General features: G+C 63.9%; 20 protein-coding genes. 8 read left to right on the top strand and 12 right to left on the bottom strand.

Annotated features, from left to right (window positions below; all coding sequences use genetic code 11):
* Window positions 1-8: 8 nt before the first annotated feature.
* The 8 genes from tal (at window position 9) to BKX98_RS03075 (ending at window position 9200) form a co-directional block, all read left to right on the top strand.
* Complete coding sequence (tal, locus tag BKX98_RS03110) at window positions 9-1112, top strand: transaldolase (RefSeq protein ID WP_073706104.1); 1104 nt, start codon at window positions 9-11, stop codon at window positions 1110-1112.
* The gene (locus tag BKX98_RS03105; protein WP_073706103.1) at window positions 1113-2687 is read left to right on the top strand and encodes a glucose-6-phosphate isomerase; all 1575 of its coding nucleotides are present in this window, start codon (window positions 1113-1115) and stop codon (window positions 2685-2687) included.
* Between the two features lie 7 nt (window positions 2688-2694).
* On the top strand, window positions 2695-4215 hold the full coding sequence (zwf, locus tag BKX98_RS03100) for a glucose-6-phosphate dehydrogenase (protein WP_038990780.1): 1521 nt from the start codon (window positions 2695-2697) through the stop codon (window positions 4213-4215).
* A complete protein-coding gene (locus BKX98_RS03095) occupies window positions 4212-5153 on the top strand; it encodes a glucose-6-phosphate dehydrogenase assembly protein OpcA (RefSeq protein WP_073706102.1) in 942 nt (313 codons plus the stop codon). The genes zwf and BKX98_RS03095 overlap by 4 nt, the downstream gene beginning before the upstream one ends.
* Window positions 5143-5883: a 6-phosphogluconolactonase gene (gene pgl, locus BKX98_RS03090; protein WP_073706101.1), complete on the top strand. Its 741-nt coding sequence runs from the start codon at window positions 5143-5145 to the stop codon at window positions 5881-5883. Before BKX98_RS03095 ends, pgl begins: the two co-directional genes overlap by 11 nt.
* Window positions 5884-5976: 93 nt before the next feature.
* Window positions 5977-6957: an FAD-binding oxidoreductase gene (locus BKX98_RS03085; RefSeq protein WP_073706100.1), complete on the top strand. Its 981-nt coding sequence runs from the start codon at window positions 5977-5979 to the stop codon at window positions 6955-6957.
* A gap of 193 nt (window positions 6958-7150) precedes the next feature.
* On the top strand, window positions 7151-8512 hold the full coding sequence (locus BKX98_RS03080; protein ID WP_073706099.1) for a TrkH family potassium uptake protein: 1362 nt from the start codon (window positions 7151-7153) through the stop codon (window positions 8510-8512).
* Window positions 8505-9200: a TrkA family potassium uptake protein gene (locus BKX98_RS03075; RefSeq protein WP_052253671.1), complete on the top strand. Its 696-nt coding sequence runs from the start codon at window positions 8505-8507 to the stop codon at window positions 9198-9200. Before BKX98_RS03080 ends, BKX98_RS03075 begins: the two co-directional genes overlap by 8 nt.
* 67 nt (window positions 9201-9267) lie before the next feature.
* On the opposite strand, the gene secG is transcribed toward BKX98_RS03075, so the two are convergent.
* From secG to uvrA, 12 genes are all read right to left on the bottom strand, one after another.
* Window positions 9268-9519 (bottom strand): preprotein translocase subunit SecG, encoded by a 252-nt coding sequence (secG, locus tag BKX98_RS03070; RefSeq protein WP_038990774.1) that lies wholly within the window; start codon window positions 9517-9519, stop codon window positions 9268-9270.
* A 22-nt stretch (window positions 9520-9541) separates the two neighbouring features.
* The gene (tpiA, locus tag BKX98_RS03065; protein ID WP_066138750.1) at window positions 9542-10357 is read right to left on the bottom strand and encodes a triose-phosphate isomerase; all 816 of its coding nucleotides are present in this window, start codon (window positions 10355-10357) and stop codon (window positions 9542-9544) included.
* A gap of 2 nt (window positions 10358-10359) precedes the next feature.
* Window positions 10360-11589 (bottom strand): phosphoglycerate kinase, encoded by a 1230-nt coding sequence (pgk, locus tag BKX98_RS03060; RefSeq protein ID WP_073706098.1) that lies wholly within the window; start codon window positions 11587-11589, stop codon window positions 10360-10362.
* Window positions 11590-11605: 16 nt separating this feature from the next.
* Entirely contained in the window at window positions 11606-12613 is a 1008-nt protein-coding gene (gene gap / locus BKX98_RS03055) for a type I glyceraldehyde-3-phosphate dehydrogenase (protein ID WP_038990771.1), read from the bottom strand.
* Window positions 12614-12796: 183 nt separating this feature from the next.
* Window positions 12797-13426, bottom strand: a complete 630-nt coding sequence (locus BKX98_RS03050) for a superoxide dismutase (RefSeq protein WP_038990769.1) — start codon at window positions 13424-13426, stop codon at window positions 12797-12799.
* A gap of 61 nt (window positions 13427-13487) precedes the next feature.
* A complete protein-coding gene (whiA, locus tag BKX98_RS03045; protein WP_073706097.1) occupies window positions 13488-14468 on the bottom strand; it encodes a DNA-binding protein WhiA in 981 nt (326 codons plus the stop codon).
* A 27-nt stretch (window positions 14469-14495) separates the two neighbouring features.
* Window positions 14496-15521, bottom strand: coding sequence for a uridine diphosphate-N-acetylglucosamine-binding protein YvcK (yvcK, locus tag BKX98_RS03040; RefSeq protein ID WP_073706096.1), 1026 nt, complete (start codon window positions 15519-15521; stop codon window positions 14496-14498).
* A gap of 5 nt (window positions 15522-15526) precedes the next feature.
* Complete coding sequence (rapZ, locus tag BKX98_RS03035; protein WP_038990765.1) at window positions 15527-16420, bottom strand: RNase adapter RapZ; 894 nt, start codon at window positions 16418-16420, stop codon at window positions 15527-15529.
* A gap of 9 nt (window positions 16421-16429) precedes the next feature.
* Window positions 16430-18373, bottom strand: a complete 1944-nt coding sequence (uvrC, locus tag BKX98_RS03030; RefSeq protein ID WP_073706095.1) for an excinuclease ABC subunit UvrC — start codon at window positions 18371-18373, stop codon at window positions 16430-16432.
* A gap of 3 nt (window positions 18374-18376) precedes the next feature.
* On the bottom strand, window positions 18377-19048 hold the full coding sequence (locus BKX98_RS03025; RefSeq protein WP_038990762.1) for a 1-acyl-sn-glycerol-3-phosphate acyltransferase: 672 nt from the start codon (window positions 19046-19048) through the stop codon (window positions 18377-18379).
* The gene (locus BKX98_RS03020; protein WP_073706094.1) at window positions 19049-19753 is read right to left on the bottom strand and encodes an HAD hydrolase-like protein; all 705 of its coding nucleotides are present in this window, start codon (window positions 19751-19753) and stop codon (window positions 19049-19051) included.
* 86 nt (window positions 19754-19839) lie between these two features.
* A complete protein-coding gene (gene uvrA / locus BKX98_RS03015; protein ID WP_073706093.1) occupies window positions 19840-22710 on the bottom strand; it encodes an excinuclease ABC subunit UvrA in 2871 nt (956 codons plus the stop codon).
* Between the last annotated feature and the right edge of the window lie 163 nt (window positions 22711-22873).

The following is a 22873-nucleotide window of genomic DNA, read 5'->3' as shown; positions in this document are numbered from 1 at the left end:
TACATATCATGAGCAACCCGAATACTCAGGCCCTGTCCGACGCCGGCGTCTCCATCTGGCTGGACGACCTTTCGCGCGAGCGCCTGACCAGCGGCTCCCTGGCCAAGCTGATCGAAGAGAAGAACGTCGTCGGCGTCACCACCAACCCGGCAATCTTCGCCGCGTCGCTGTCCAAGGCAGAGGTGTACGGCGAGGCGATCGCCGAGCAGAAGCACCGCTCCGTCGAGGACGCGATCACGGAAATCACCAGCGACGACGTGGCAGCGGCCTGCGACCTGTTCAAGGGCATCTACGAGTCCTCCAACGGCTTCGACGGCCGCGTGTCCATCGAGGTGGACCCCCGCCTGGCGCACGAGACCGCACCGACCATCGCCCAGGCGAAGGCCTTGTACGAGCGCGTGAACCGCGAAAACGTGCTGATCAAGATCCCTGCCACCATCGAAGGCCTGGAAGCCATCACCGAAACCATTGCCGCCGGCATTTCGGTAAACGTGACCCTGATCTTCTCGCTGGAACGCTACCGCGAGGTCATCAACGCCTACCTGCTGGGTCTGGAGAAGGCCCATGCCGCCGGCCTGGACCTGTCCAAGATCCACTCGGTCGCGTCCTTCTTCGTCTCCCGCGTGGACACCGAGATCGACAAGCGCCTGGATGCCATCGGCACAGAAGCCGCGGCCGCCGTGCGCGGACAGGCCGGCGTGGCCAACGCCCGCCTGGCCTACCAGGTCTTCGAGGAGTCCTTCGCTTCGGCCCGCTACGAGGTGCTGAGCGCTGCCGGCGCCAACGTGCAGCGCCCGCTGTGGGCTTCGACCGGCGTGAAGGACCCCGCCTACCCGTCGACCCTGTACGTGACCGAACTGGTCGCCCCGCAGACGGTGAACACCATGCCGGAGAAGACCCTGGATGCCACCGCGGCCGAAGCCGAGATCCGCGGCAACGCGATCGCCGGCGGCTACGATGCCGCCAACCGCGTGCTGGACAAGCTCGCCGCCCTGGGCATCGACTACAACGAGGTCGTGAACCTGCTTGAGGTCGAGGGCGTGCAGAAGTTCGACATCGCCTGGAACGAGCTGCTCCAGGACATGGCCGAGGCCCTGAAGGGAGCCAAATAGATGGAACTTGGCCTGGTAACTTCCGGACAGGCTCTGGCCTCCGTCGATGCGCTGCTGCCGCAGCTGATCGACGCGAAAATCGGCAGCCGCATTGCCGCGCAGGATCCCACCATCTGGGGTCCGGCGGCCGAGGCCGAATCCTCCATCCGCCTGGGCTGGGTCAACCCCTTCGAGGCGGCCGGCAAGCTGATCCCGCAGATCCTGGATCTGCGCGACGAGCTGCAGGAGGAGGGACTGACCCGCATCGTGCTGTGCGGCATGGGCGGATCCTCGCTGGCCCCTGAGGTCATCACCGCGCATGACGAGGTGGACCTGGTCATCTGCGACACCACCGATCCGTCGATGGTCAAGGGCATCGTGGAAACCGATCTGGAGCACACCGTCGTGGTGGTCGCCTCCAAGTCCGGCTCCACGGTGGAGACCGATTCGCAGCGCCGTGCGTTCACCGCAGCCTTCGAGGCGGCCGGCATCGACCCGGCCACCCGCCTGGTGCTGGTGACCGACCCGGGTTCGCCGATGGACAACCCGGAAGGGGTGCGCGCGGTCTTCAACGCCGACCCGAATGTGGGCGGCCGCTACTCGGCGCTGACCGCCTTCGGCCTGGTTCCCTCGGGCCTGGCCGGCGCCGACATCGAAGCGCTGGTGGAAGAATCCGGACTGATCAACGACGTGCTGGCAATGGACGACGAGGACAACCTCGCGCTGCACCTGGGGGCGGCCATGGCCACCGCCGGCCGCGACAAGCTGCTCATCGCCTGCGTGGGCGATGCCCTGCCGGGCTTCGGCGACTGGGCCGAGCAGCTGATCGCCGAATCCACCGGCAAGGACGGCAAGGGCGTGCTGCCGGTTGCCGCCCATGTGGATGCGCCCGAGCTGCAGAACCCTGCGCAGGATGTGCTGCCGCTGTTCATCTACGAGCAGCTGCCGGAGGAAATCGACGAGGACTCCACCGCCGTGCACTTCAGCGCGCCGCTGGGCACCGCGTTCATGATCTTCGAGTACGCCACCGCCGTGGCCGGCTACCTGCTGGGCATCAGCCCGTTCGACCAGCCGGATGTCGAGGCCGCGAAGGTGGCCGCGCGTTCCATGCTCGAAGCGCCGGCGCAGAGCGCACCGGATGCCGTGGACGGCCCGGTCGAGCTCTACGGCACCGAGGCCGCGAACCTGGAAGCAGCCCTGGATGCGCTCACCGCGCAGCTGCCGGACGATGGCTACCTCGCCATCCAGGCCTACCTGGATCGCACCGCCGACCAGCAGCTCGAAGCGCTGCGCGATGCTCTGGCTGAGAAGACCGGCCGTCCGGTCACCTTCGGCTGGGGCCCGCGCTTCTTGCACTCCACCGGCCAGTACCACAAGGGCGGCCCGGCACAGGGCGTGTTCCTGCAGGTCACCGCGGATCACCAGGAAGACCTTGAGATTCCTGGCCGTCCGTACACCTTCGGCGGGCTGATCACCGCCCAGGCGATCGGCGACGGCGCGGTGCTGGCCGACGCCGAGCACAACCGTCCGGTGCTGCGCGTGAACCTCACGGACCGCGCGGCGGGAATCGCCGCCCTGCTAGAGGCAGCGAAGTAAGGCACGAATGAGCAATCCACTACGCGACGCCCGCGACCGGCGGCTTAACCGCATTGCCGGTCCGGGCGCGCTGGTGTTCTTCGGAATCACCGGCGACCTTGCCCGCAAGAAGCTCATGCCAGCGGTCTACGACCTGGCCAACCGCGGCCTGCTGCCCCCGAACTTCGCGATCGTCGGCTTCGGCCGCCGCGACTGGACGGCGCAGGACTTCGCCGACCAGGCCCGCGAATGGATCCTGGCCAGCGCCCGCACCCCCTTCAACGAAACAGTCTTCGCCCAGCTGGCGGCCGGCATGCGATTCATCTCCGGCGCCTTCGACGATGACGGCGCCTACGAGCAGCTTGCCGCCACCCTGGACGAGCTGGCCGAATCGCGCTCCACCGGCCGCAACCACGCCTTCTACCTCTCGATCCCGCCAAGCTGGTTCGAGGTCGTCTGCCAGAAGCTCTCGGAGCACAAGCTGGCCCAGGACAAGAACCCCGGCTGGGAACGCGTGGTCATCGAGAAGCCCTTCGGCCACGACCTGGCCAGCGCGCGCGAGCTGAACTCCATCGTCGAGTCGGTGTTCCCGCCGGATGCTGTGTTCCGCATCGACCACTACCTGGGCAAGGAAACGGTGCAGAACCTGCTGGCGCTGCGCTTCGGCAACCAGATGTTCGAGCCGCTGTGGAACAACAAGTACGTGGACCACGTGCAGATCACCATGGCCGAGGACATCGGCATCGGCGGCCGGGCCAGCTACTACGACGGTGTGGGCGCCGCCCGCGACGTCATCCAGAACCACCTGCTGCAGCTGCTGGCGTTGACTGCCATGGAGGAGCCCATCTCCTTCGACGCCGACCACCTGCGCAGCGAGAAGGAAAAGGTGCTCACCGCGGTGAAGCTGCCCGAGGACCTGGGGGCGGCCAGCGCCCGCGGCCAGTACACCTCCGGCTGGCAGGGCGCCGAAGAGGTCGTCGGCTTCCTCGACGAGGAGGGCTTCAACCCGAAGTCCAAGACCGAGACCTATGCCGCGGTCAAGCTGGAGATCAACACCCGACGCTGGTCCGGGGTGCCGTTCTATCTGCGTGCCGGCAAGCGCCTGGGCCGGCGCGTCACCGAGATCGCGGTGGTGTTCAAGAAGGCCCCGAACCTGCTGTTCACCGACCATGAGGACGACGAGTTCGGCCAGAACGCCTTCGTGATCCGCGTGCAGCCCGATGAGGGCGCGACCATCCGCTTCTCCTCCAAGGTGCCCGGCACCCAGATGGAGATCCGCGACGTGACCATGGACTTCGGCTACGGCAACGCCTTCACCGAGTCCTCCCCCGAAGCCTATGAACGGCTGATCCTCGACGTGCTGCTCGGCGAACCGCCGTTGTTCCCGCGCCACGAGGAAGTCGAGCAGTCCTGGCGCATCCTGGATCCTTTCGAGGAGTACTGGGCCTCGCTGCCCACCCAGCCGGATCCCTACGCTCCGGGCTCCTGGGGACCTGAAAGCAGCGACGAGCTGATGGCCAAGGATGGAAGGACGTGGCGACGACCATGATGATCGATCTTCCCAACACCACCACCTCCAAGGTGGCCAAGAAGCTGATCTCCTCGCGCCGCACCCACGGCGTGGTGGCGCTGTCCCGCGTGCTGACCCTGGTGGTCATCACCCGCGAGGGCTTCGCCGAGAACGCGATCGAGGCGGCCAACCTGGCCAGCCGCGAGCACCCCTGCCGGATCATCGTGGTGGTGCGCGGCAACAAGTCCGAGGCCAACCGCCTGGACGTGCAGATCCGCGTGGGCGGGGACGCCGGCGCCTCCGAAGTGATCGTGATGCGCACCTACGGCCCGGATGTCGTGGCCGACGAGGCGCTGATCTCCGCGCTGCTGCTGCCCGATGCACCGATCGTGGCCTGGTGGCCGCATGGGGTGCCGCAGGATCCGGCCGGCACCGCGCTGGGCAGGCTGGCGCACCGCCGCATCACGGATTCGGCGGAGACCGAGGACCCGACCGCCGCGCTGTTCAGCCGCATTGCCACCTACCGGGCCGGAGACACCGACCTTGCTTGGACCCGGCTGACCCTGTGGCGTGCCCAGCTGGCGAGCATCATCGACTTGATCGGCACCGACGGGCTGACTGCCATCACCGTGAAGGGCTCGGACAATTCGCCGTCCACCACCCTGCTGGCGGCCTGGCTGACCCTGTGCCTGGACGTCCCGGTAACCATCGCCGCGGACAAGTCCAACGGCGGGCTCTCCAGCGTCCGGCTCGCCCGCGAAGACGGCGACGTGGAGCTCTCGCGCCCCTCCGGCGCGGTTGCCCACCTGTACCTGCCCGGCAGCGCGCCGCAGCGCATCTCGCTGCCGCGGCGTTCGGTGGCAGAATGCCTGGCCGAGGAGATGCGCCGCCTGGACGCCGACGACGTCTTCGGCGAGGTCATCACGAAGGGCCTGGCCCTGACCAACCTGAGGAGCATCAGATCCAGTGATCGCTAGGCAGATTCTCATCCACGAGGATGCACAGGCTACCGCCCACGCCATCGCCGCCCGGCTGATCACCACGATCGCCGATGCGCTGGCGGCCCGCGGTGTCGCCCATGTGGTGGTCACCGGCGGTTCGCTGGGCATCGCCGCTTTGGAAGCCGTCGCGGCCAACCCCGCCAAGACCTCGGTCAATTGGTCGCAGGTGCACTTCTGGTGGGGCGACGAGCGTTTCGTCGCCTCCGATTCGGCTGACCGCAATGTGCGCCAGGCGGCCGCCCTGTTCGAGGCGCTGGACACCCTGGGGCTGGACCGGGCCACCGTGCACGCCATGGGCGCCAGGGACCAGTACGAGACAGCAGAGCAGGCCGCCGCAGCCTACGCCCGGGAGCTGGCCGAGGAAGCCGAAGAAGGCGCGCTGAATCCGGCCTTCGATGTGCTGATGCTCGGCATGGGCCCGGACTCGCATGTCGCCTCGCTCTTCCCCAACCACACCCGGTCGGATGAGCCAGGAGTCATCGCAGTCCACGACTCCCCCAAGCCGCCGGCGGACCGCGTCACGCTCACCATGGGCACGATCAATACCGCCAAAGAGGTGTGGCTGCTCGTGGCCGGCGCCGAGAAGGCCCCGGCACTGGCCGCCGCGCAGCACGAGGTCAACGAGGTTGCCGTCCCGGCTTCGGCCGTGCACGGCACCGAAGCTACCCGCTGGATCATCGACCGCGCCGCGGCCACCTTGCTCTAGCCAACACCTCATCGCCGGTGCCGCGATCCTGCCGATGGCGGGCTCGCGGCACCGGCCTTCGCTTTTCCAGCACCGCCTGCCCGAGAGGATTCCATGCTTTCCGCACCGTTGCCCGAAGCCGCGCAGCCCCGCAAGGTCACCGTGATCGGTGCCGGGGTCATCGGCCTGTCCACCGCCCACGAGCTGGCCGCCGCCGGCCACGAGGTCACCGTGATCGCCGACCAGCAGCCGCAGCAGACGGTCTCCGCGGTGGCCGCCGCCATCTGGTTCCCCTACCACTCGGAGAACTCCGAAGCTGCCGACCTGCTGCTCGCCCGTTCCCTGGCACGCTTCGAGCAGCTGTCGGGCATCGCGGAAACCGGCATCGATCTGCGCTACGGACTGAACCTGGAGGGCTCGGCGGACGAGGACCGCTCCTGGGCGAAGATCGTCACCAACGCCACCGAGGCACCGGCAGAAGCGATCCCGCCGATTGCGGCCGCCGGAATGCATGCCACGGTTCCGGTGATCACCATGCCCACCTACCTGTCCTGGCTGCAGGACCAGGCCGCGGCCTTGGGCGTGCGTTTCATCTGGCGCACGGTCGATTCCTTCGACGAGCTGAAGGACGATGCCGACACCGTCGTGCTGGCAGCCGGCCTGCGCGGCGGCGAGCTCACCGGGGACGACCAGAGCGTCTACCCCATCCGCGGCCAGGTGATCCGCCTGGCCAACACCGCAGGACTGTCCGACTGGCTCTGCTACGACGAGCATCCGCAAGGCGTCAGCTACATCATTCCGCGCCGCGATGACATCATCGTTGGCGGCACCGACGTGGACCACGACTTCAACCTCGAAGCCGACCCGCAGACCGCCAGCCAGATGCTCAGCCGCGCCATCGGCCTCGTCCCGGAACTGGAAGGCTGCGAGATCCTGGAGCACAAGGTGGGGCTGCGCCCGGCACGCGAGACGATCCGCCTGGAGCGCATCGAGGGGCATGCGGTGCCCGTCATTGCCGCCTACGGCCATGGAGGCGCCGGCGTGACCCTGTCCTGGGGCACCGCGCAGCGCGTCGTGGAACTGCTCGGCAGCTAGCGATGCCCTCGGCTTGCCGGCAGCCGCGCAGATACTGCGCGGCCGCCGGTTCAAGCTCTCCCGCGGCGGCCTGGCCGGCACTGCCATCGGTGACGGGAATCACCATTGACACCCGTTTTTCCGGGCGTAGTATTTCCTTCGTACTCCTCGTCCCACGGTTTCGCGAGACGTTATTCCTACGATTGCGATCTCCATGAATTTTCCCGCGCCCCGGCCGGCCGCGCAGCACAGCGTGCTGGCCAAACCGGCACGCGCAGTAGCATTTGCCTTCGCCGGTGCGATTCTCGTTGGCGGATTGCTCCTGTCCTCCCCGGCAGCCAATACCCAAGGCGTCTTCACATCCTTGGTCGACGGGATCTTCACTGCCACGTCAGCGGTGTGCGTGACCGGCCTGACTGTCTTGGACACCGCAACCCACTACACCCTCTTCGGCAAGCTCGTCATCCTCATCCTGATCCAGGCCGGCGGCCTGGGCCTGATGCTGATTGCCTCGCTGCTGAGCATGCTGGTCATCGGCCGCATTGGCTACCTCACCCGGCTTTCCACCCAACGCGAAAGCTCCGCGGTATCAGGCGAAGATGTGCGCACCGCCGCATTGATGATCATCAAGCTGTCGCTGGCCATCGAATCAGTCGTGGCGGCCATCTTAGCCATCCGCTTCGGGCTGGCCTACGGCGACGATCCAGCCGGTGCGATCTGGCATGGCGCATTCCATGCAGTCTCGGCCTTTAATAACGCGGGCTTCGCCCTGTATTCGAATAACCTGATGGACTTCGTCGCTGACCCGTGGCTCTGCATCCCTATCAGCCTCGCCATCATCCTTGGCGGCCTGGGCTTCCCGGTCCTGGTCCAGCTGAGGCAGCACTGGCGGAACACGCTGAAATGGAGCATGAACACCCGTCTGGTTCTTCTGATGACCGCATTGCTGCTCGTTGGCGGCACCATCTTCATCACCGCTATGGAATGGACCAATCCGAAGACTCTCGGCGAGCTCGAACCTGCGCAGCGGATCCTGGCCGGATTCTTCCAATCTGTGCAAACGCGCACCGCAGGCTTCAACTCCATCGACATCGGCGCGATGCATCCAGCCTCCTGGCTGGGCATGGATGTGCTGATGTTCATCGGCGGCGGACCGGCCGGCACCGCCGGCGGCATCAAGATCACCACGGCCGCGATCCTGCTGTTCATCATCATGACCGAGCTGCGCGGCGAGACCGCAGTCAACGTCCTGGGCAAGCGGCTCTCCCGCTCGGTGCACCGCCAAGCCATCACGGTGGCGCTGCTGGGCGTCGCGGCGGTGTTCGCCGGCACGATGGGCCTGCTGCTGCTCACCAACTATTCCCTGGACCGCTGTCTCTTCGAAGCCACCTCGGCCTTCGGCACCGTCGGGCTGTCCACGGGCATCACCCCGGACTTGCCGGATCCCGCCAAAGGCATTCTCATCGCGTTGATGTACCTCGGCCGCATCGGTGTCCTCTCGCTGGGTTCCGCGCTTGCCCTGCGCGATCGAAAAGCGCTCTATGAACTCCCCAAGGAAAGGCCTTCAATTGGCTAAGCTACTGAATTTTCGCAATGATGCCAAGGGACTGCCCAAAGCTCACTCCGTGGCGGTGATCGGGCTCGGGCGCTTCGGAGAATCCCTTGCCCTGGAACTGATGAAGTCAGGCACCCAAGTTCTGGGCATCGACGTGCACGAGAACAACGTCCAGTCGCTGAATGGCGAATTGACCCAGGTGGTCCGTGCCGACGCATCAAGCCGCGAAGTCCTGGAACAGCTATCGATCCACGAATTCGACCGTGTGGTGGTGGCCGTGGGCAGCCACCTGCAGTCATCCATCCTGTGCTGCTCGCTCTTGGTCAGCATGGGGATCCCGCAGATCTGGGCCAAGGCGCAAGATGATCGGCATGGACTGATCCTGGAGCAGCTGGGGGTCCATCACATCGTCTACCCGGAGAAGGACATGGGCAAGCGTGTTGCCCACCTGGTGCGCGGATCCATGATGGACTACCTGGAGGTCGATCCCGGCTATGCCATGGTCAAAATGAGCGCGCCAGCCACGTTGCATGGGGTGAAGCTCAGCGATGCGGCGGTGCGCAACAAGTACCGGGTGACCATCGCGGCCACGACCAATGCTGCCGGCGAATGGCAGAACACCGATGGCAACACCGTCCTTAGCACTGGAGACAAGATTCTCGTGCTCGGCTCGATTGCCGATACGGAGAAATTCGGGCAACTGGCCTGATGACGCGCAAGAGGCGCCCTCCACGTGATGTGGAAGGCGCCTCTTGGCTGCTGCGGAAGGGCGCTGCCTAGGCTTCGACGCTGAATCGAAGCACCAGGGCAAGGCCGATGATCACGGCACCCCAGATCAGACCGAGAACGATGGTGATCCGGTTCAGGTTGCGCTCGGCAACACCTGAAGATCCCATGGAGCTGGTCATGCCGCCGCCGAACATGTCGGACATACCGCCACCACGTCCCTTGTGCAAAAGGATCAAAAGGGTGAGCAGGACGCTTGTGATGCCCAGCAATACCTGCAGAATGATCTTGATAATATCCAAGTCGACGGTTCCTTAGTTAGATTCAGTCGGTGACGAGATGATGCTCGAACCTGACAATATTAGCAAATTCCTCGGCATCCAGGCTGGCACCGCCAACCAACACGCCATCGACATCGCGTTCGCGCATGATCGATGCGGCATTTGCTGCCTTAACACTACCGCCATAGAGCAGTTGCGTCTTCTCGGCAATCTCCGCTCCGAAGCGCTCGGCCAGCGCACCGCGAATCGCGGCGCACATTTCCTGCGCGTCGGCCGGTCCCGCAACTTCACCGGTACCGATGGCCCACACCGGCTCGTAGGCGATGACCAGGTTTGCGGCCTGCTCAGCGGTAACGCCTTCCAGCGACTGCGCCAACTGTTCCAAGGTGAAAGCCACGTGCTCGCCGGCCTTGCGCACTTCCAGGCCTTCGCCGACGCAGAGCATCGGGGTCAGCTCGTGGCGGTACGCGGCTGCCAGCTTGGCGGCGATCACCTGGTTGGTCTCGTTGTGGTACTCGCGACGCTCGGAGTGGCCTACCAAAACGTAGGTGCAACCGAGCTTCTTGAGGAACTGGCCCGAGATTTCACCGGTGTACGCGCCTGAATCCTGCGCCGACAGATCCTGGGCACCGTAGACGATGTCCAGCTTGTCGCCCAGGGTCAGTGTCTGCACGCCGCGGATGTCGGTGAACGGAGGGAACACAGCGACCTCGGCACGATCGTAATCGTGTTCGTGGTCCTTCAGGGTCCACGCCAGCTTCTGCACCAGGGTGATCCCCTGGACGTGGTCCATGTTCATCTTCCAGTTGCCGGCAATCAGCGGCTGGCGCACAAAAGCGCCGTTCTGCGAAATGGTCATTCCTAGCCTTCCAATGCGGCAACACCCGGCAGGGTCTTGCCTTCGAGGTACTCCAGCGAAGCACCGCCACCGGTGGAGATATGGCCGAAGTCATCCTCCGAGAAACCCAGCGCGCGGACAGCCGCGGCCGAATCGCCACCGCCTACTACGCTGAACGCTTCCGAGTCCGCCAGAGCCTGCGCGACGGTACGGGTACCTTCAGCGAAAGCAGGAATCTCGAAGACGCCCATTGGGCCGTTCCAGAACACGGTGTTGGCGCTGGTGATGTAGCTTGCGAACAGTTCAGCGGACTTCGGACCGATGTCCAGCCCAAGGCCGTTGGAGCCGAAGCTGGCTTCCTCGATCTTGTCTGCCGCCAGCACCTCATGCTCAGCATCGGCACCGAACTTGCTTGCCACAACGACATCGCTAGGCACGATGATGTCGCAGCCGAGCTGCTCGGCCCGCTTCAGGTACTCCTGGCAGGTGGCGATCTGGTCTTCTTCAAGCAGCGAGCCGCCAATGGCGTGGCCCTGCGCCTTGAGGAAGGTGAACGCCATGCCGCCGCCGATCAGCAGCTGATCAGCCTTGCCCAGCAGGTTGTCGATGACAGCGAGCTTGTCCGAGACCTTCGACCCGCCAAGCACCACCACGTAGGGGCGCTTCGACGCCTCGGTCAGGGTCTTGAGGACCTTGACCTCGGTAGCCACCAGGTCGCCCTGGTAGCTCGGCAGCAGGCTGGCAATGTCGTAGACCGAAGCGTGCTTGCGGTGCACGGCGCCGAAAGCGTCGTTCACGTAGGCGCCGTTCTCGCCGGTCAGCGCAGCCAGCTCCTTGGCGAACTCCGCGCGCTGCGCATCGTCCTTGGAAGTTTCGCGGGCATCGAAGCGGACGTTCTCCAGAACCAGAACGGAGCCTTCTTCGAGGTTTGCCGCAGCCTGGCGGGCAGAGTCGCCCACCACGTCTTCGGCGACAATTACGTCGAAGTCAGCCAGTTCGTTCAGGCGGTTCGCTGCTGGAGCGATGGAGTACTTGGCATCGACCTGGCCCTTGGGGCGTCCCAGGTGGGCCATCACGATGACCTTTGCGCCGGCCTCGGCCAGCTTGCTGATGACTGGCAGCGACGCGCGGACGCGGCCATCATCGGTCACAGTTGCACCGTCGAGCGGCACGTTCAGGTCACTGCGGACCAGAACGTACCGTCCGCGGACGCCGTTGTCAGCGATCAATTCGTCAATGGTGTGAGAAGACATGTCTCTAGGTTATCGACTAGAGGCTGGATCCCACGAATTCAACGAGATCGACGAGCCGTGATGAGTAACCCCACTCGTTGTCGTACCACGCGACGACCTTGACACTGTTGCCCATTACGGTGGTCAGGCCGGAGTCGAAAATTGCCGAGTGGGAATTGGTCACGATGTCCGAGGAAACCAGCGGATCGGTTGAGTACTCAAGGTATTCGCTCAATGCGCCTTCGGCGGCAGCCTTCTCGAAGGCCGCGTTGATTTCTTCCACAGTTGCGGTGCGGGCCAGGTTCACGGTCAGGTCGGTGGCCGAGCCGGTGGGAACTGGTACGCGCATAGCGTAACCGTGCAGCTTGCCCTTCAGTTCTGGGAGCACCACGCCGATGGCCTTGGCGGCACCGGTGGAGGTAGGGATGACGTTCAGCGCTGCGGCGCGGGCACGGCGCGGATCGCTGTGCGGCGCGTCCTGCAGGCGCTGATCGGCGGTGTAGGCGTGGATGGTGGTCATCAGGCCGTCAACAATGCCGAATTCGTCGTTCAGCACCTTGGCCACTGGAGCCAGGCAGTTGGTGGTGCAGGATGCGTTCGAGATGATGGCGTGGTTTGCAGGATCGTACTTGTCCTGGTTGACGCCCATCACGATGGTGATGTCTTCATTCTTGGCTGGAGCCGAGATGATGACCTTCTTCGCGCCAGCAGCTACGTGCTTCTTGGCGTCTTCTGCGTTGGTGAAGAATCCGGTCGACTCAATTACGACATCAACCTTCAATTCGCCCCAGGGCAGGTTGGCCGGCTCGCGCTCGGACAGAACCTTGATGCGGCGTTCTCCCACGACGATGGTATCGCCGTCTACGGATACCGGCTCGCCCACTGGGCCGAGCACGGAATCGAACTTCACCAGGTGAGCAAGCGAATCGATTGAACCAAGGTCATTGACGGCGACGATTTCAATGTCTGCCTTATGGGCCAGTACTGCACGCAGGAAGTTGCGTCCGATGCGACCGAAACCATTGATTCCAACACGAGTTGTCACGTGACTATCTCCTCTAAATGGGATGATGATGCCACGACCGCGCACTAGCGGAGGTGGCCTTCTTTAAGAGGACACTCCGTTGTGCCGTGCTTGCGGATCCCAGCCGGAGCTGGGATCCGCAACACACTAGAAACATACTACGCTATATCAGCGGAGAATGTGAGCTAACTTACCAGATAAGTATTACTTGCCTGGTACGATCAGCGATGCTGCACCGTTGCGTGCGGCTTCGAAACGCGCCTGGACATCTGCCCAGTTCACGATGTTCCAGAAGGCCTTGACGTAGTCTGCCTTGACGTTGACGTAGTCCAGGTAGAAGGCGTGCTCCCACATGTCCAGCATCAGCAGCGGGGTGGTTGCCACTGGGATGTTGCCCTGCTGATCGTACAGCTGCTCGATGACCAGCTGGCCGCCCAGTGCGTCGTAGGCCAGGACTGCCCAGCCCGAGCCCTGCAGGCTCATGGCAGCAGCAGTGAAGTGGCCGCGGAATGCGTCGAACGAACCGAAGAAGTCGTCAATGGCAGCTGCCAGCTCGCCCTCAGGCTTGTCGCCGCCTTCTGGGGACAGGTTGTTCCAGAAGATCGAGTGGTTGGTGTGGCCGCCCAGGTGGAAAGCCAAGTCCTTGGACAGTTTCGGGATGTTGCCGAATTCGCCCTTTTCGCGAGCTTCAGCCAACTGCTCCAGTGCCGAGTTTGCGCCTGCAACGTAGGTTGCGTGGTGCTTGGAGTGGTGCAGTTCCATGATGCGAGCCGAGATGTTCGGCTCCAGTGCGGCGTAGTCGTACTGCAGTTCTGGCAGTGAATAAACAGCCATGATTCTCCTCAATCTTCTCAATTGGTTGAATCTCCACGGGAGGGCTCCCGCGGGGACATTTTTAGTGTTCCAGTTCTTCTCCTGGAATGCTGGACTCCGTACCTGGTATTCCCAGATCGCTCGCCTTTTTATCCGCCATAGCCAAGAGGCGGCGAATTCGGCCAGCGATGGCGTCCTTGGTCATTGGCGGTTCGGCCATCCGGCCGAGCTCATCCAAGGAGGCTTGCTTGTGCTCCAGGCGCAGCAGCCCCGCATAGCGCAGGTGCTCTGGAACCTCGTCGCCCAAGATTCCCAGCGCACGCTCGACGCGCGCCCCGGCAGCGACCGCCGCCTGGGCACTGCGCCGCAGGTTGGCGTCGTCGAAGTTCGCCAGGCGGTTGGCGGTGGCGCGCACTTCCTTGCGCATGCGGCGTTCTTCCCAGACCATCAGCGCATCGTGGGCGCCCATGCGGGTGAGCAGCTGGGCGATGGCATCGCCATCACGGATCACTACGCGGTCAACGCCGCGCACCTCGCGGGCCTTGACCGTTAGACCCAGGCGGCGAGCCGCACCGACCAGGGCCAATGCTGCTTCCGGTCCAGGGCAGGTAATTTCCAATGCGGAACTGCGTCCTGGTTCGGTCAGCGAACCATGGGACAGGAATGCGCCTCGCCATACCGCTTCGGCGTCGGCGGTGGAACCGTTGACGATGACCGAGGGCAGGCCGCGTACCGGCCGGCCGCGCTGATCAAGCAGGCCAGTCTGGCGGGCCAGCACTTCTCCATCCTTGGACACGCGCACGATGTAGCGGCTCCCCTTGCGGATGCCAGAACCGGAAACCATTACGATCTCGGCATCGTGCCCGTACAGCTCGCCAATAGCGATCTTCAACCGCCGGGCGGTCGCTGCCAGATCCACTTCTGCTTCGATGACAATTCGCCCGGAGACAATATGCAGTCCGCCGCTGAAGCGCAGCATGGTCGAAACCTCGGCCTTGCGGACCGACGGCTTGCGAATCTCTACCCGCGACAGCTCGTCTTTGACGGAAGCCGTCAATGCCATGAATCAAACTCCCTTACTTGGATCTTCCTAAGATCCGATCGCGGTAAACACCTCATGATAGGCCGCCGCTAGTCGCAACGGGTCGTGCACGGCACGACCGTCAGATACTCCTACTGTACTAAAAAAGACCCGCGCGCCGAGTTTTTGCGCTGCCAGCTCAAATCGCTCTTTGTTACGAATCTTGGATTCGTCGGCAATAATCGCATCGAACTTGATCTCGGGTGCGTAGCGGACCAGCACCTCCAAGTGCGCGGCGGCATCCATCCCGGCGGTCTCGGCGGTGTCGAAGGCCAGATTCATGGTCAGCAGCTTCTTGGCTGTTGTCGATGCCAGAGCCTGGCGCATATCTGGCAGCAGCAGATGCGGCAGCACCGAGGTGTACCAGGATCCGGGACCAAGAATCACCCAGTCCGCCAGGTCGATGGATTCCAGCGCTTCGGAGCAGGCCGGCGCATCGGATGGCTCCAGATAGACATTGGTGACCAGACCGCCAGAACCGGCGCGGGCCAGCTTGGCCTGCCCATCGATGCGGCGGCGCACCAAGGTGTCGTTCACCGGGTCCGATTCGAGTACCTCGCCATGGATGGACAGCGGAACGGTGCTCATCGGCAGGACCTGGCCGCGGGCACCGAGCAGCGCTCCGGCCCAGCGCAGCCCAGCTACCGGGTTGTCGAGCAACTCCCAGAGGGCAAGGATCAGCAGGTTGCCAACGGCATGGCCGTTCAAGGGCTCTTCGATGTTTTCGGTCGATTCGAAGCGGTACTGCATGACATCGCGCCAGGTCCGACCCCAGTCGTTGTCATCGCACAGCGCGGCCAAGGCCATGCGCAAGTCGCCCGGGGGCAGCACATCGAACGAGCCCCGAAGGCGCCCGGAGCTGCCGCCGTCATCGGCCACCGTAACGATGGCGGTGAGGTCGGTAGTCAGGCGACGCAGGGCAGAAAGCGAGGAGGACAAGCCATGTCCCCCGCCCAAGGCAACCACCGATGGGTTGCGGTAATCATCGCTTCGCGTCAGTCCCTGGATCGGGATCGGACCTGTGGCAAAGGCCATTGCTCCTACTCACGCCCCAGATCTCGGTGGCTGATGTTCACCCGTACGTTCGGGAACTGTGCCAGCCGCCGGCCCAGCTCGATGGTGGTTGCCACCGAGCGGTGCTTGCCGCCGGTGCAGCCCACGGCGATGGTCGCGTAATGCTTATTCTCGCGGCGGTAGCCCTCGAAGACTGGTTCAAGCGCCTTCAGGTAGTTCGTGATGAACTCGCTGGTGCCTTCTTGGCTGAGGACATAGTCCGAGACTTCCTTGTCCTTGCCCGTCTGCGGGCGCAGTTCAGGAACCCAGTGCGGGTTGGGAATGAAGCGGACGTCTGCCACGTAGTTGGCGTCTGCCGGCAAGCCGTACTTGAAGCCGAAGCTCATGACGTTGATGCGCAGGATGATCGGCCCGGATTCGCTGAACAGCTCATTGACTGCACGCGCCAGGTCGTGCACCGACATGGTCGTGGAGTCCAGGATGATTTCGGCGGCTTCGCGCAATTGGTCGGTGATTCCGCGTTCGCGCTTGATGCCGTCGACGATGCGGCCGTCGTCCTGCAGCGGGTGCGGCCGGCGTCCCTGCTCGAAGCGGCGAATCAGCACCTCGTCGCTGGCATCCAGGTAGACCAGCCGGAATTTCACTCCGCTGGCCGTCAGGTTCGCCAACGCGTCGCGGATCTCCGGGAACATTTCCTTGGAACGCACGTCCATCACGACAGCCATCTTCGGGATAGAACCCTGCGAGCGGCTCATCATCTCGGTCAGGGGTCCGAGCATGGCCGGTGGAAGGTTCTCCACCACGTACCAGCCCTGGTCTTCCAGAGCATGCGCGACGGTGGTGCGACCGGCACCTGACATGCCTGTCACGATCACGAGTTCGGACTCAGGGGGTTTTACTGCTTCATACTCAGCGGTCATATCACAAGGCTAGTCGACAATTTCGCCGGTAGTCATATTCACACCGGTTAATGAAGCGTCTTCTAGGGACTCTTTGATGGAAGTAGCAAGTTTTTCACCGACGCCGGGCACTTCCATCAGTTCGGCGACGCTTGCGGCCCGGATCTTCTTCATCGACCCGAAGTGCTTGCGCAGGGCGGCCTGCTTGGCCTTGCCCAGGCCCGGGATCGCATCCAGATCGGAAGCGATCATCGATTTGGCCCGCTTGGCCCGATGGAAGGTGATCGCGAAACGGTGGGCCTCGTCACGAAGCCGCTGGACCAGATACAGCGAGGCGGAAGCTCGCGGCAGGATCACCGGGAACGGATCATCCGGCAGCCACAGTTCCTCCAGGCGCTTGGCCAAGCCGACGACGGGAATATCATCGATTCCCAGATCGTCCATGGCCTTTTGCGCGGCGGCCACCTGCGGCGGGCCGCCATCGACGATCACCAGGGAAGGCGGGTAGGAGAATTTCTTCTTTTCCTGCTCGCCGGTGGCTTCATCCACTTGCCCGGTGGCGAAGCTCGTCGGGTCGACCTTCTCCTTCAGGTAGCGGCTGAAGCGGCGGTAGATCACGTCGTACATGCTGGCGGTATCGTCGCGTGCGGCCTCGCCGGTGATGGAGAACTTGCGGTACTCGCTCTTCTTGGGCAACCCGTCTTCGAAGACCACCATGGAAGCGACCACGTTGGTTCCCTGGGTATGCGACGCGTCATAGCATTCGATGCGCAGCAGCGCCTGCTCCGCTCCCAGGGCGTCCTGCAGTTCCTGCATGGCCAGCGATCGCGTGGTGATATCGCCTGCGCGCTTCGATTTGTGCAGACGCAGCGCTTGTTCCGCGTTCTCCACAACGGTGGCTGCCAAAGCCGCCTTATCGCCCCGCTGGGCGACGCGCAGGGAGACCTTGGATCCGCGCAGCTCGGTAAGCCAGGTGGTGACATCCTCGATGTCTTCGGGCAGTGCCGGAACCAGGATTTCCTTGGGAATCCGGTCTGCGTGATCGGCGTAAATCTGGGTGAGCAGCTGCTCGACGAATTCTGCGTCGGTGGTATCTGCGACCTTTTCAACGACCCAGCCGCGCTGCGAGCGGATGCGGCCGTCGCGGACATGGAAGACCTGCACGGCGGCCTCCAGCTCATCGCCATGGATGCCGAAGATGTCGGCTTCGGTCCGGTCGTCAAGGACCACTGCGTTGCGTTCGAAGACCCGGTTCAAGGCAGCGATGTCATCGCGATAGCGGGCGGCCTTCTCGTATTCGAGCTCCGCGACGGCTTCCTGCATCTTCACGGTCAGCGCCTTGGTGAACTTGGTCGCCTCGCCGCCCATGAAGGTGCAGAGGTCATCGGCCAGTTGGCGATGGTCTTCCTCGCTGATCCGTCCGACGCAGGGAGCTGAGCACTTGTCGATGTAGCCCAAGAGGCACGGACGGCCCGAGGCTTCGGCACGCTTGAACACGCCGGGTGCGCAGCTGCGCACGGGAAAGACCCGCAGCAGCGTATCGAGGGTTTCGCGGATGGCCTTCGCCGGATAGAACGGGCCGAAATACTTCACGCCCTTGCGCTTGTCACCGCGCATCACCAGGGCGCGCGGGTACTTCTCATTGAGCGTGACAGCCAGGTACGGGTAGGTCTTGTCGTCGCGGAAAACGATATTGAACCGGGGGTTGTATTCCTTGATCCAGGAATACTCCAGCTGCAGCGCTTCCAGCTCGGACCCCACCACGGTCCATTCCACGGACCCGGCAGTGAAGACCATCGCCCGGGTTTTCGGCGTGAGCCGATCTGGGTTGGCGAAGTAGGAGGTCAAGCGGTTGCGCAGGACCTTGGCTTTGCCGACGTAGATGACCCGGCCGTGTTCGTCGCGGAAACGGTACACGCCCGGTTTCGTGGGGATGTCCGAGGTCTTCGGACGGTAGCTTGCCGGATCAGCCATGGCCTATTTCGCGTCCGGCGGCAGCTGGTTGTAGGAATCGACGCGTTCCTGGCCGGACAGTTCGGCGATCGCATCCACGATCCGGTCTGTGGCCTGGCGGCGCTGCGGCAACGGGTGCTTGCGTCCCAGCTGGTCGAAGTACAGCGGCTCGCCATAGTGGATCTGGAATTTGGCGGGCTTGAAGCCCTTGGAGCCAGCAGGCTGCAGCTTCTCCGTGCCGATCAGCCCGACCGGGACCACTGGCACACCGGTGGTCAGCGCCAGCCAGCCCACGCCGGTGCGTCCCCGGTACAGCTTGCCGTCGCGCGAACGGGTGCCTTCCGGGTAGATTCCGATGCCGGAGCCGCCCTCGATGATTTCCACCAGCGAGTCGAGCGCCGCCACGGAGGCCGCCTGCTCGCCACGCTGCACCGGGATGGATCCCACGGATTCGAAGAAGGTCTTCATCATCTTGCCCTTCAGGCCAGGAGTGGTGAAGTATTCAGCCTTCGCGAAGAACGCCACGTCGCGCGGGGTCAGCGCCTGGATGATCAAGGAGTCGAAAAAAGACAGGTGGTTGGAGGCGACAATGAAGCCACCTTCCTTCGGGACGTTCTCCAGCCCGGTCACTTCCGCACGGCAGACGCCGTGGATGATGCCCCGAATCGACGAACGGGTCATGGTGTAGATGCTCATCTACTTTGCACCTTCCTGCATGAAGTCTTCGTCGAAGTTAATGGTGTTTGCCCGTTCCGCGCCGAGCAGCAGCACGGCCAGATCCCGGGCGGTCACGGCTATGGCGTCCGCGTGCTGCAGTTCATCGCCCTGGGCAAAGCCCCAGGCGACACCGATGGATGCCACCGAATTCTCGCGGGCAGCATCCCAATCATAGTGCCGGTCCCCCACCACGACGCTGCGCTCCGGGTCCAGCTGGCCGTGTTCCAAAGCCTCGGCGACGATGTGCGTCTTGCTCGAACCCATGCTCCCGTGTTCGTCCGCATTGCCGTGAATCGCGTCGAGATGCGCATCCAGCCCTTTTCGGGCGATGAGCTGGCGCGCGATGTTGATCGGCTTGGCAGTGGTCACCGCGACGTGGATCCCGGCCGATCGCAATGCGTCCAAAAGCGCCACCATGCCCGGGTAGATCACCGATTCGGCCATGCCCGTATCCGCATACCGGGCGCGGTAGGCGGCAATTATGGAGCCGATGTTCTCGTCGGTCACCCCGTCGAGCGTACGCAAGCCGATTTGCAGGGGCGGGCCCACCAGCGCCTCGACCCGGGCTTCGCCCGGATCGGCCAAACCATGGGAGGTCACCGCGTGGCGGATACCCGAAGTTATGGCACCGGCAGGGTCCACGAGGGTCCCATCCAGATCAAAGAGCACGCTTGTTACCGACATATTCACCTAGCCATCTTCCCATGAAGCGGACGCGGGTTAGCAATCCATAACTGAAATTGCATATGTCGAACATTCTCCGCGAGGCATTACAGGATCTCGGCGAGGAACTTTCCGGTGTGCGAATCGGCCACCTTGGCCACCTTCTCCGGGGTGCCAGTGGCCAAAATCGTGCCACCGCCCGAACCGCCTTCCGGACCCAAGTCGATCACCCAGTCCGCCGACTTGATCACATCCAGGTTGTGCTCGATGGTCAGCACGGTATTGCCCTTGTCGACCAGCCCCTGCAGCACCTTGAGCAGCTTGCGGATATCTTCGAAGTGAAGGCCGGTGGTCGGCTCATCCAGGACGTAGATCGAGCGGCCATTGGACCGCTTCTGCAGCTCGGCAGCGAGCTTCACGCGCTGGGCTTCGCCGCCCGAGAGCGTGGTGGCCGGCTGCCCCAGGCGCACATAGCCCAGGCCCACGTCCACGAGCGTGCGCAGGTGGCGGGCGATCGGGGTGAACGCGCTGAAGAATTCGGCGCCTTCGGCAATCGGCATGTCCAGCACGTCGGCAATGTTCTTGCCCTTGTACAGCACCTGCAGGGTCTCGCGGTTGTAGCGGGCACCATGGCAGACCTCGCAAGGCACATACACGTCGGGAAGGAAGTTCATCTCGATCTTCAGCGTGCCGTCGCCCGAGCAGGCCTCGCAGCGCCCGCCCTTGACGTTGAAGGAGAAGCGGCCCGGCTGGTATCCGCGCAGCTTCGCCTCATTGGTCTCTGCGAACAGCTTGCGGATGTGGTCGAAAACGCCCGTGTAGGTGGCAGGGTTCGATCGCGGGGTGCGACCGATCGGCGACTGGTCCACGTGGACCACCTTGTCCAGGTGCTCCAGGCCCTGCACGCGGGTGTGCCGGCCCGGCACCTGCTTGGCGCCATTGAGCTTATTGGCCAGCACCTTGTAGAGGATGTCGTTGACCAGGGTGGACTTGCCCGAGCCGGACACGCCGGTCACCGCGGTCAGCACACCCAGCGGGAACTCCACCGAGAGGTTCTGCAGGTTGTTCTCGCTGGCGCCGACCACCTTGAGCTTGCGGTCCTTGTCGACCTTGCGGCGCTTGACTGGGATGTCGATCTGCTTGCGGCCCGAAAGGTAGTCGCCGGTCAGCGACTTGGTGTTCTGCTTCAGGTCTTCCAGGGAACCGGAATGCACCACTTCGCCACCGTGCTCGCCGGCGCCCGGGCCGATGTCCACGATCCAGTCGGCTTCGGCGATGGTGTCCTCGTCGTGCTCCACCACGATCAGGGTGTTGCCCAGCGAACGCAGGTGCAACAGGGTGTCGATGAGCCGGCGGTTGTCGCGCTGGTGCAGGCCGATGGACGGCTCGTCGAGCACGTAGAGCACGCCCACCAGGCCGGAGCCGATCTGGGTGGCCAGGCGGATGCGCTGCGCCTCGCCGCCAGACAGGGTACCGGCGGCGCGTTCCAGGGTCAGGTATTCCAGCCCGACGTCCAGCAGGAACTTCATTCGCGCGTCGATTTCCTTGAGCACCTGCGCGGCGATTTGCGCCTCGCGTGCGCTGAGCTCGATCGAGGAGAGGAATTCCGCGGCGCTGCGCAGGTCCATGGCGGAGACCTCGGCGATGGAGCGCCCACCCACCAGGACCGAGAGCGATGCCGGGTTCAGGCGCGCGCCGCCGCAGGTAGGGCACGGGATCTGGCGCATGTACTGCTCGTAGCGGTCGCGCGCGTGGTCGGATTCGGTCTCCTGGTGCTTGCGGTGCACATAGGAGATGACGCCCTCGAAGCCGGTGGAGTACTTGCGTTCGCGGCCGAAGCGGTTCTTGTACTGCACGACCACCTTGTGGTCCTTGCCGTTGAGGATCGCTTCGCGGGCGGCCGCCGGCAGGTCCTGCCAGCGGGTGTCCATGGTGAAGCCGAGCTCTTTGCCCAGGCCCTCGATCAGCCGGTTCCAGTATTCGGTGGTGGCCTTGCCCAGCGACCATGGGGCGATCGCGCCCTCGGCCAGGGTGACCTCGGTGTCCGGGACGATCAGGTGCTCGTCGACTTCCAGCTTGGTGCCGATGCCGGAGCAGGCCGAGCAGGCTCCGAACGGGTTGTTGAAGGAGAAGGTGCGCGGTTCGATCTCGTCGATGGCCAGCGGGTGCTCATTGGGGCAGGCCAGGTTCTCGGAGAATGCGCGCACGCGCTTCGGGTCATCCGCGTCCAGGTCGACGAAGTCGGCCAGCACGCGGCCTTCGGCAATGCCCAGGGCGGTTTCGATGGAGTCGGTCAGGCGCTGGCGGGCGTCTTCCTTGATGGCCAGGCGGTCCACCACCACCTCGATGGTGTGCTTGACCTGCTTGGCCAGCTTCGGCGGATCGTTCAGCTGGATGGTTTCACCGTCCACCCGGGCACGGGCGAAGCCCTTGGAGGAAAGCTCGGCGAACAGGTCGACGAATTCGCCCTTGCGCGAGCGCACCACCGGGGCGAGGATCTGGAAGCGGGTCTTCTCCGGAAGCTCCATCAGCTGGTCGACGATCTGCTGCGGAGTCTGCTTGGAGATCGGTTCGTGGCAGATCGGGCAATGTGGACGGCCCACACGCGCCCAGAGCAGGCGCATGTAGTCGTACACTTCGGTAATCGTGCCCACGGTGGAGCGCGGGTTGCGGCTGGTCGATTTCTGGTCGATGGACACCGCTGGCGACAGGCCCTCGATGAAATCCACATCGGGCTTGTCCACCTGGCCGAGGAACATGCGGGCGTAGGCGGAGAGCGATTCGACGTAGCGGCGCTGGCCTTCGGCGAAGATGGTGTCGAAGGCCAAGGAGGACTTGCCCGAACCGGACAGGCCGGTGAAGACGATCATCGCGTCACGCGGCAGATCAATGTCCACGTTCTTCAGGTTGTGCTCGCGGGCCCCCTTGACGACCAGGCGAGTCAGATCTGTTCTCTTGCTCTCTGCAGTAATAGCCACGAAGCAATACTAATCGAAAACTGCTTCGAATACATGTACGAATGGATGCAACTCACAGTTAAATCTGGAAACCCCTGATCCGGTGCTTGGAGAGGGCGCCGCGCCACCGCCTAAACAAGTCCAGGCGCTGGACTGCCAACAAGGCACTGCCCGCGAATGACTG

The sequence above is a fragment of the Glutamicibacter sp. 0426 genome, from assembly GCF_001906485.1.
GTDB classification, from domain to species: domain Bacteria; phylum Actinomycetota; class Actinomycetes; order Actinomycetales; family Micrococcaceae; genus Glutamicibacter; species Glutamicibacter nicotianae.
Note: the sequence above shows the minus strand (reverse complement) of the source record. Positions and strands in the feature narration are given on the sequence as shown.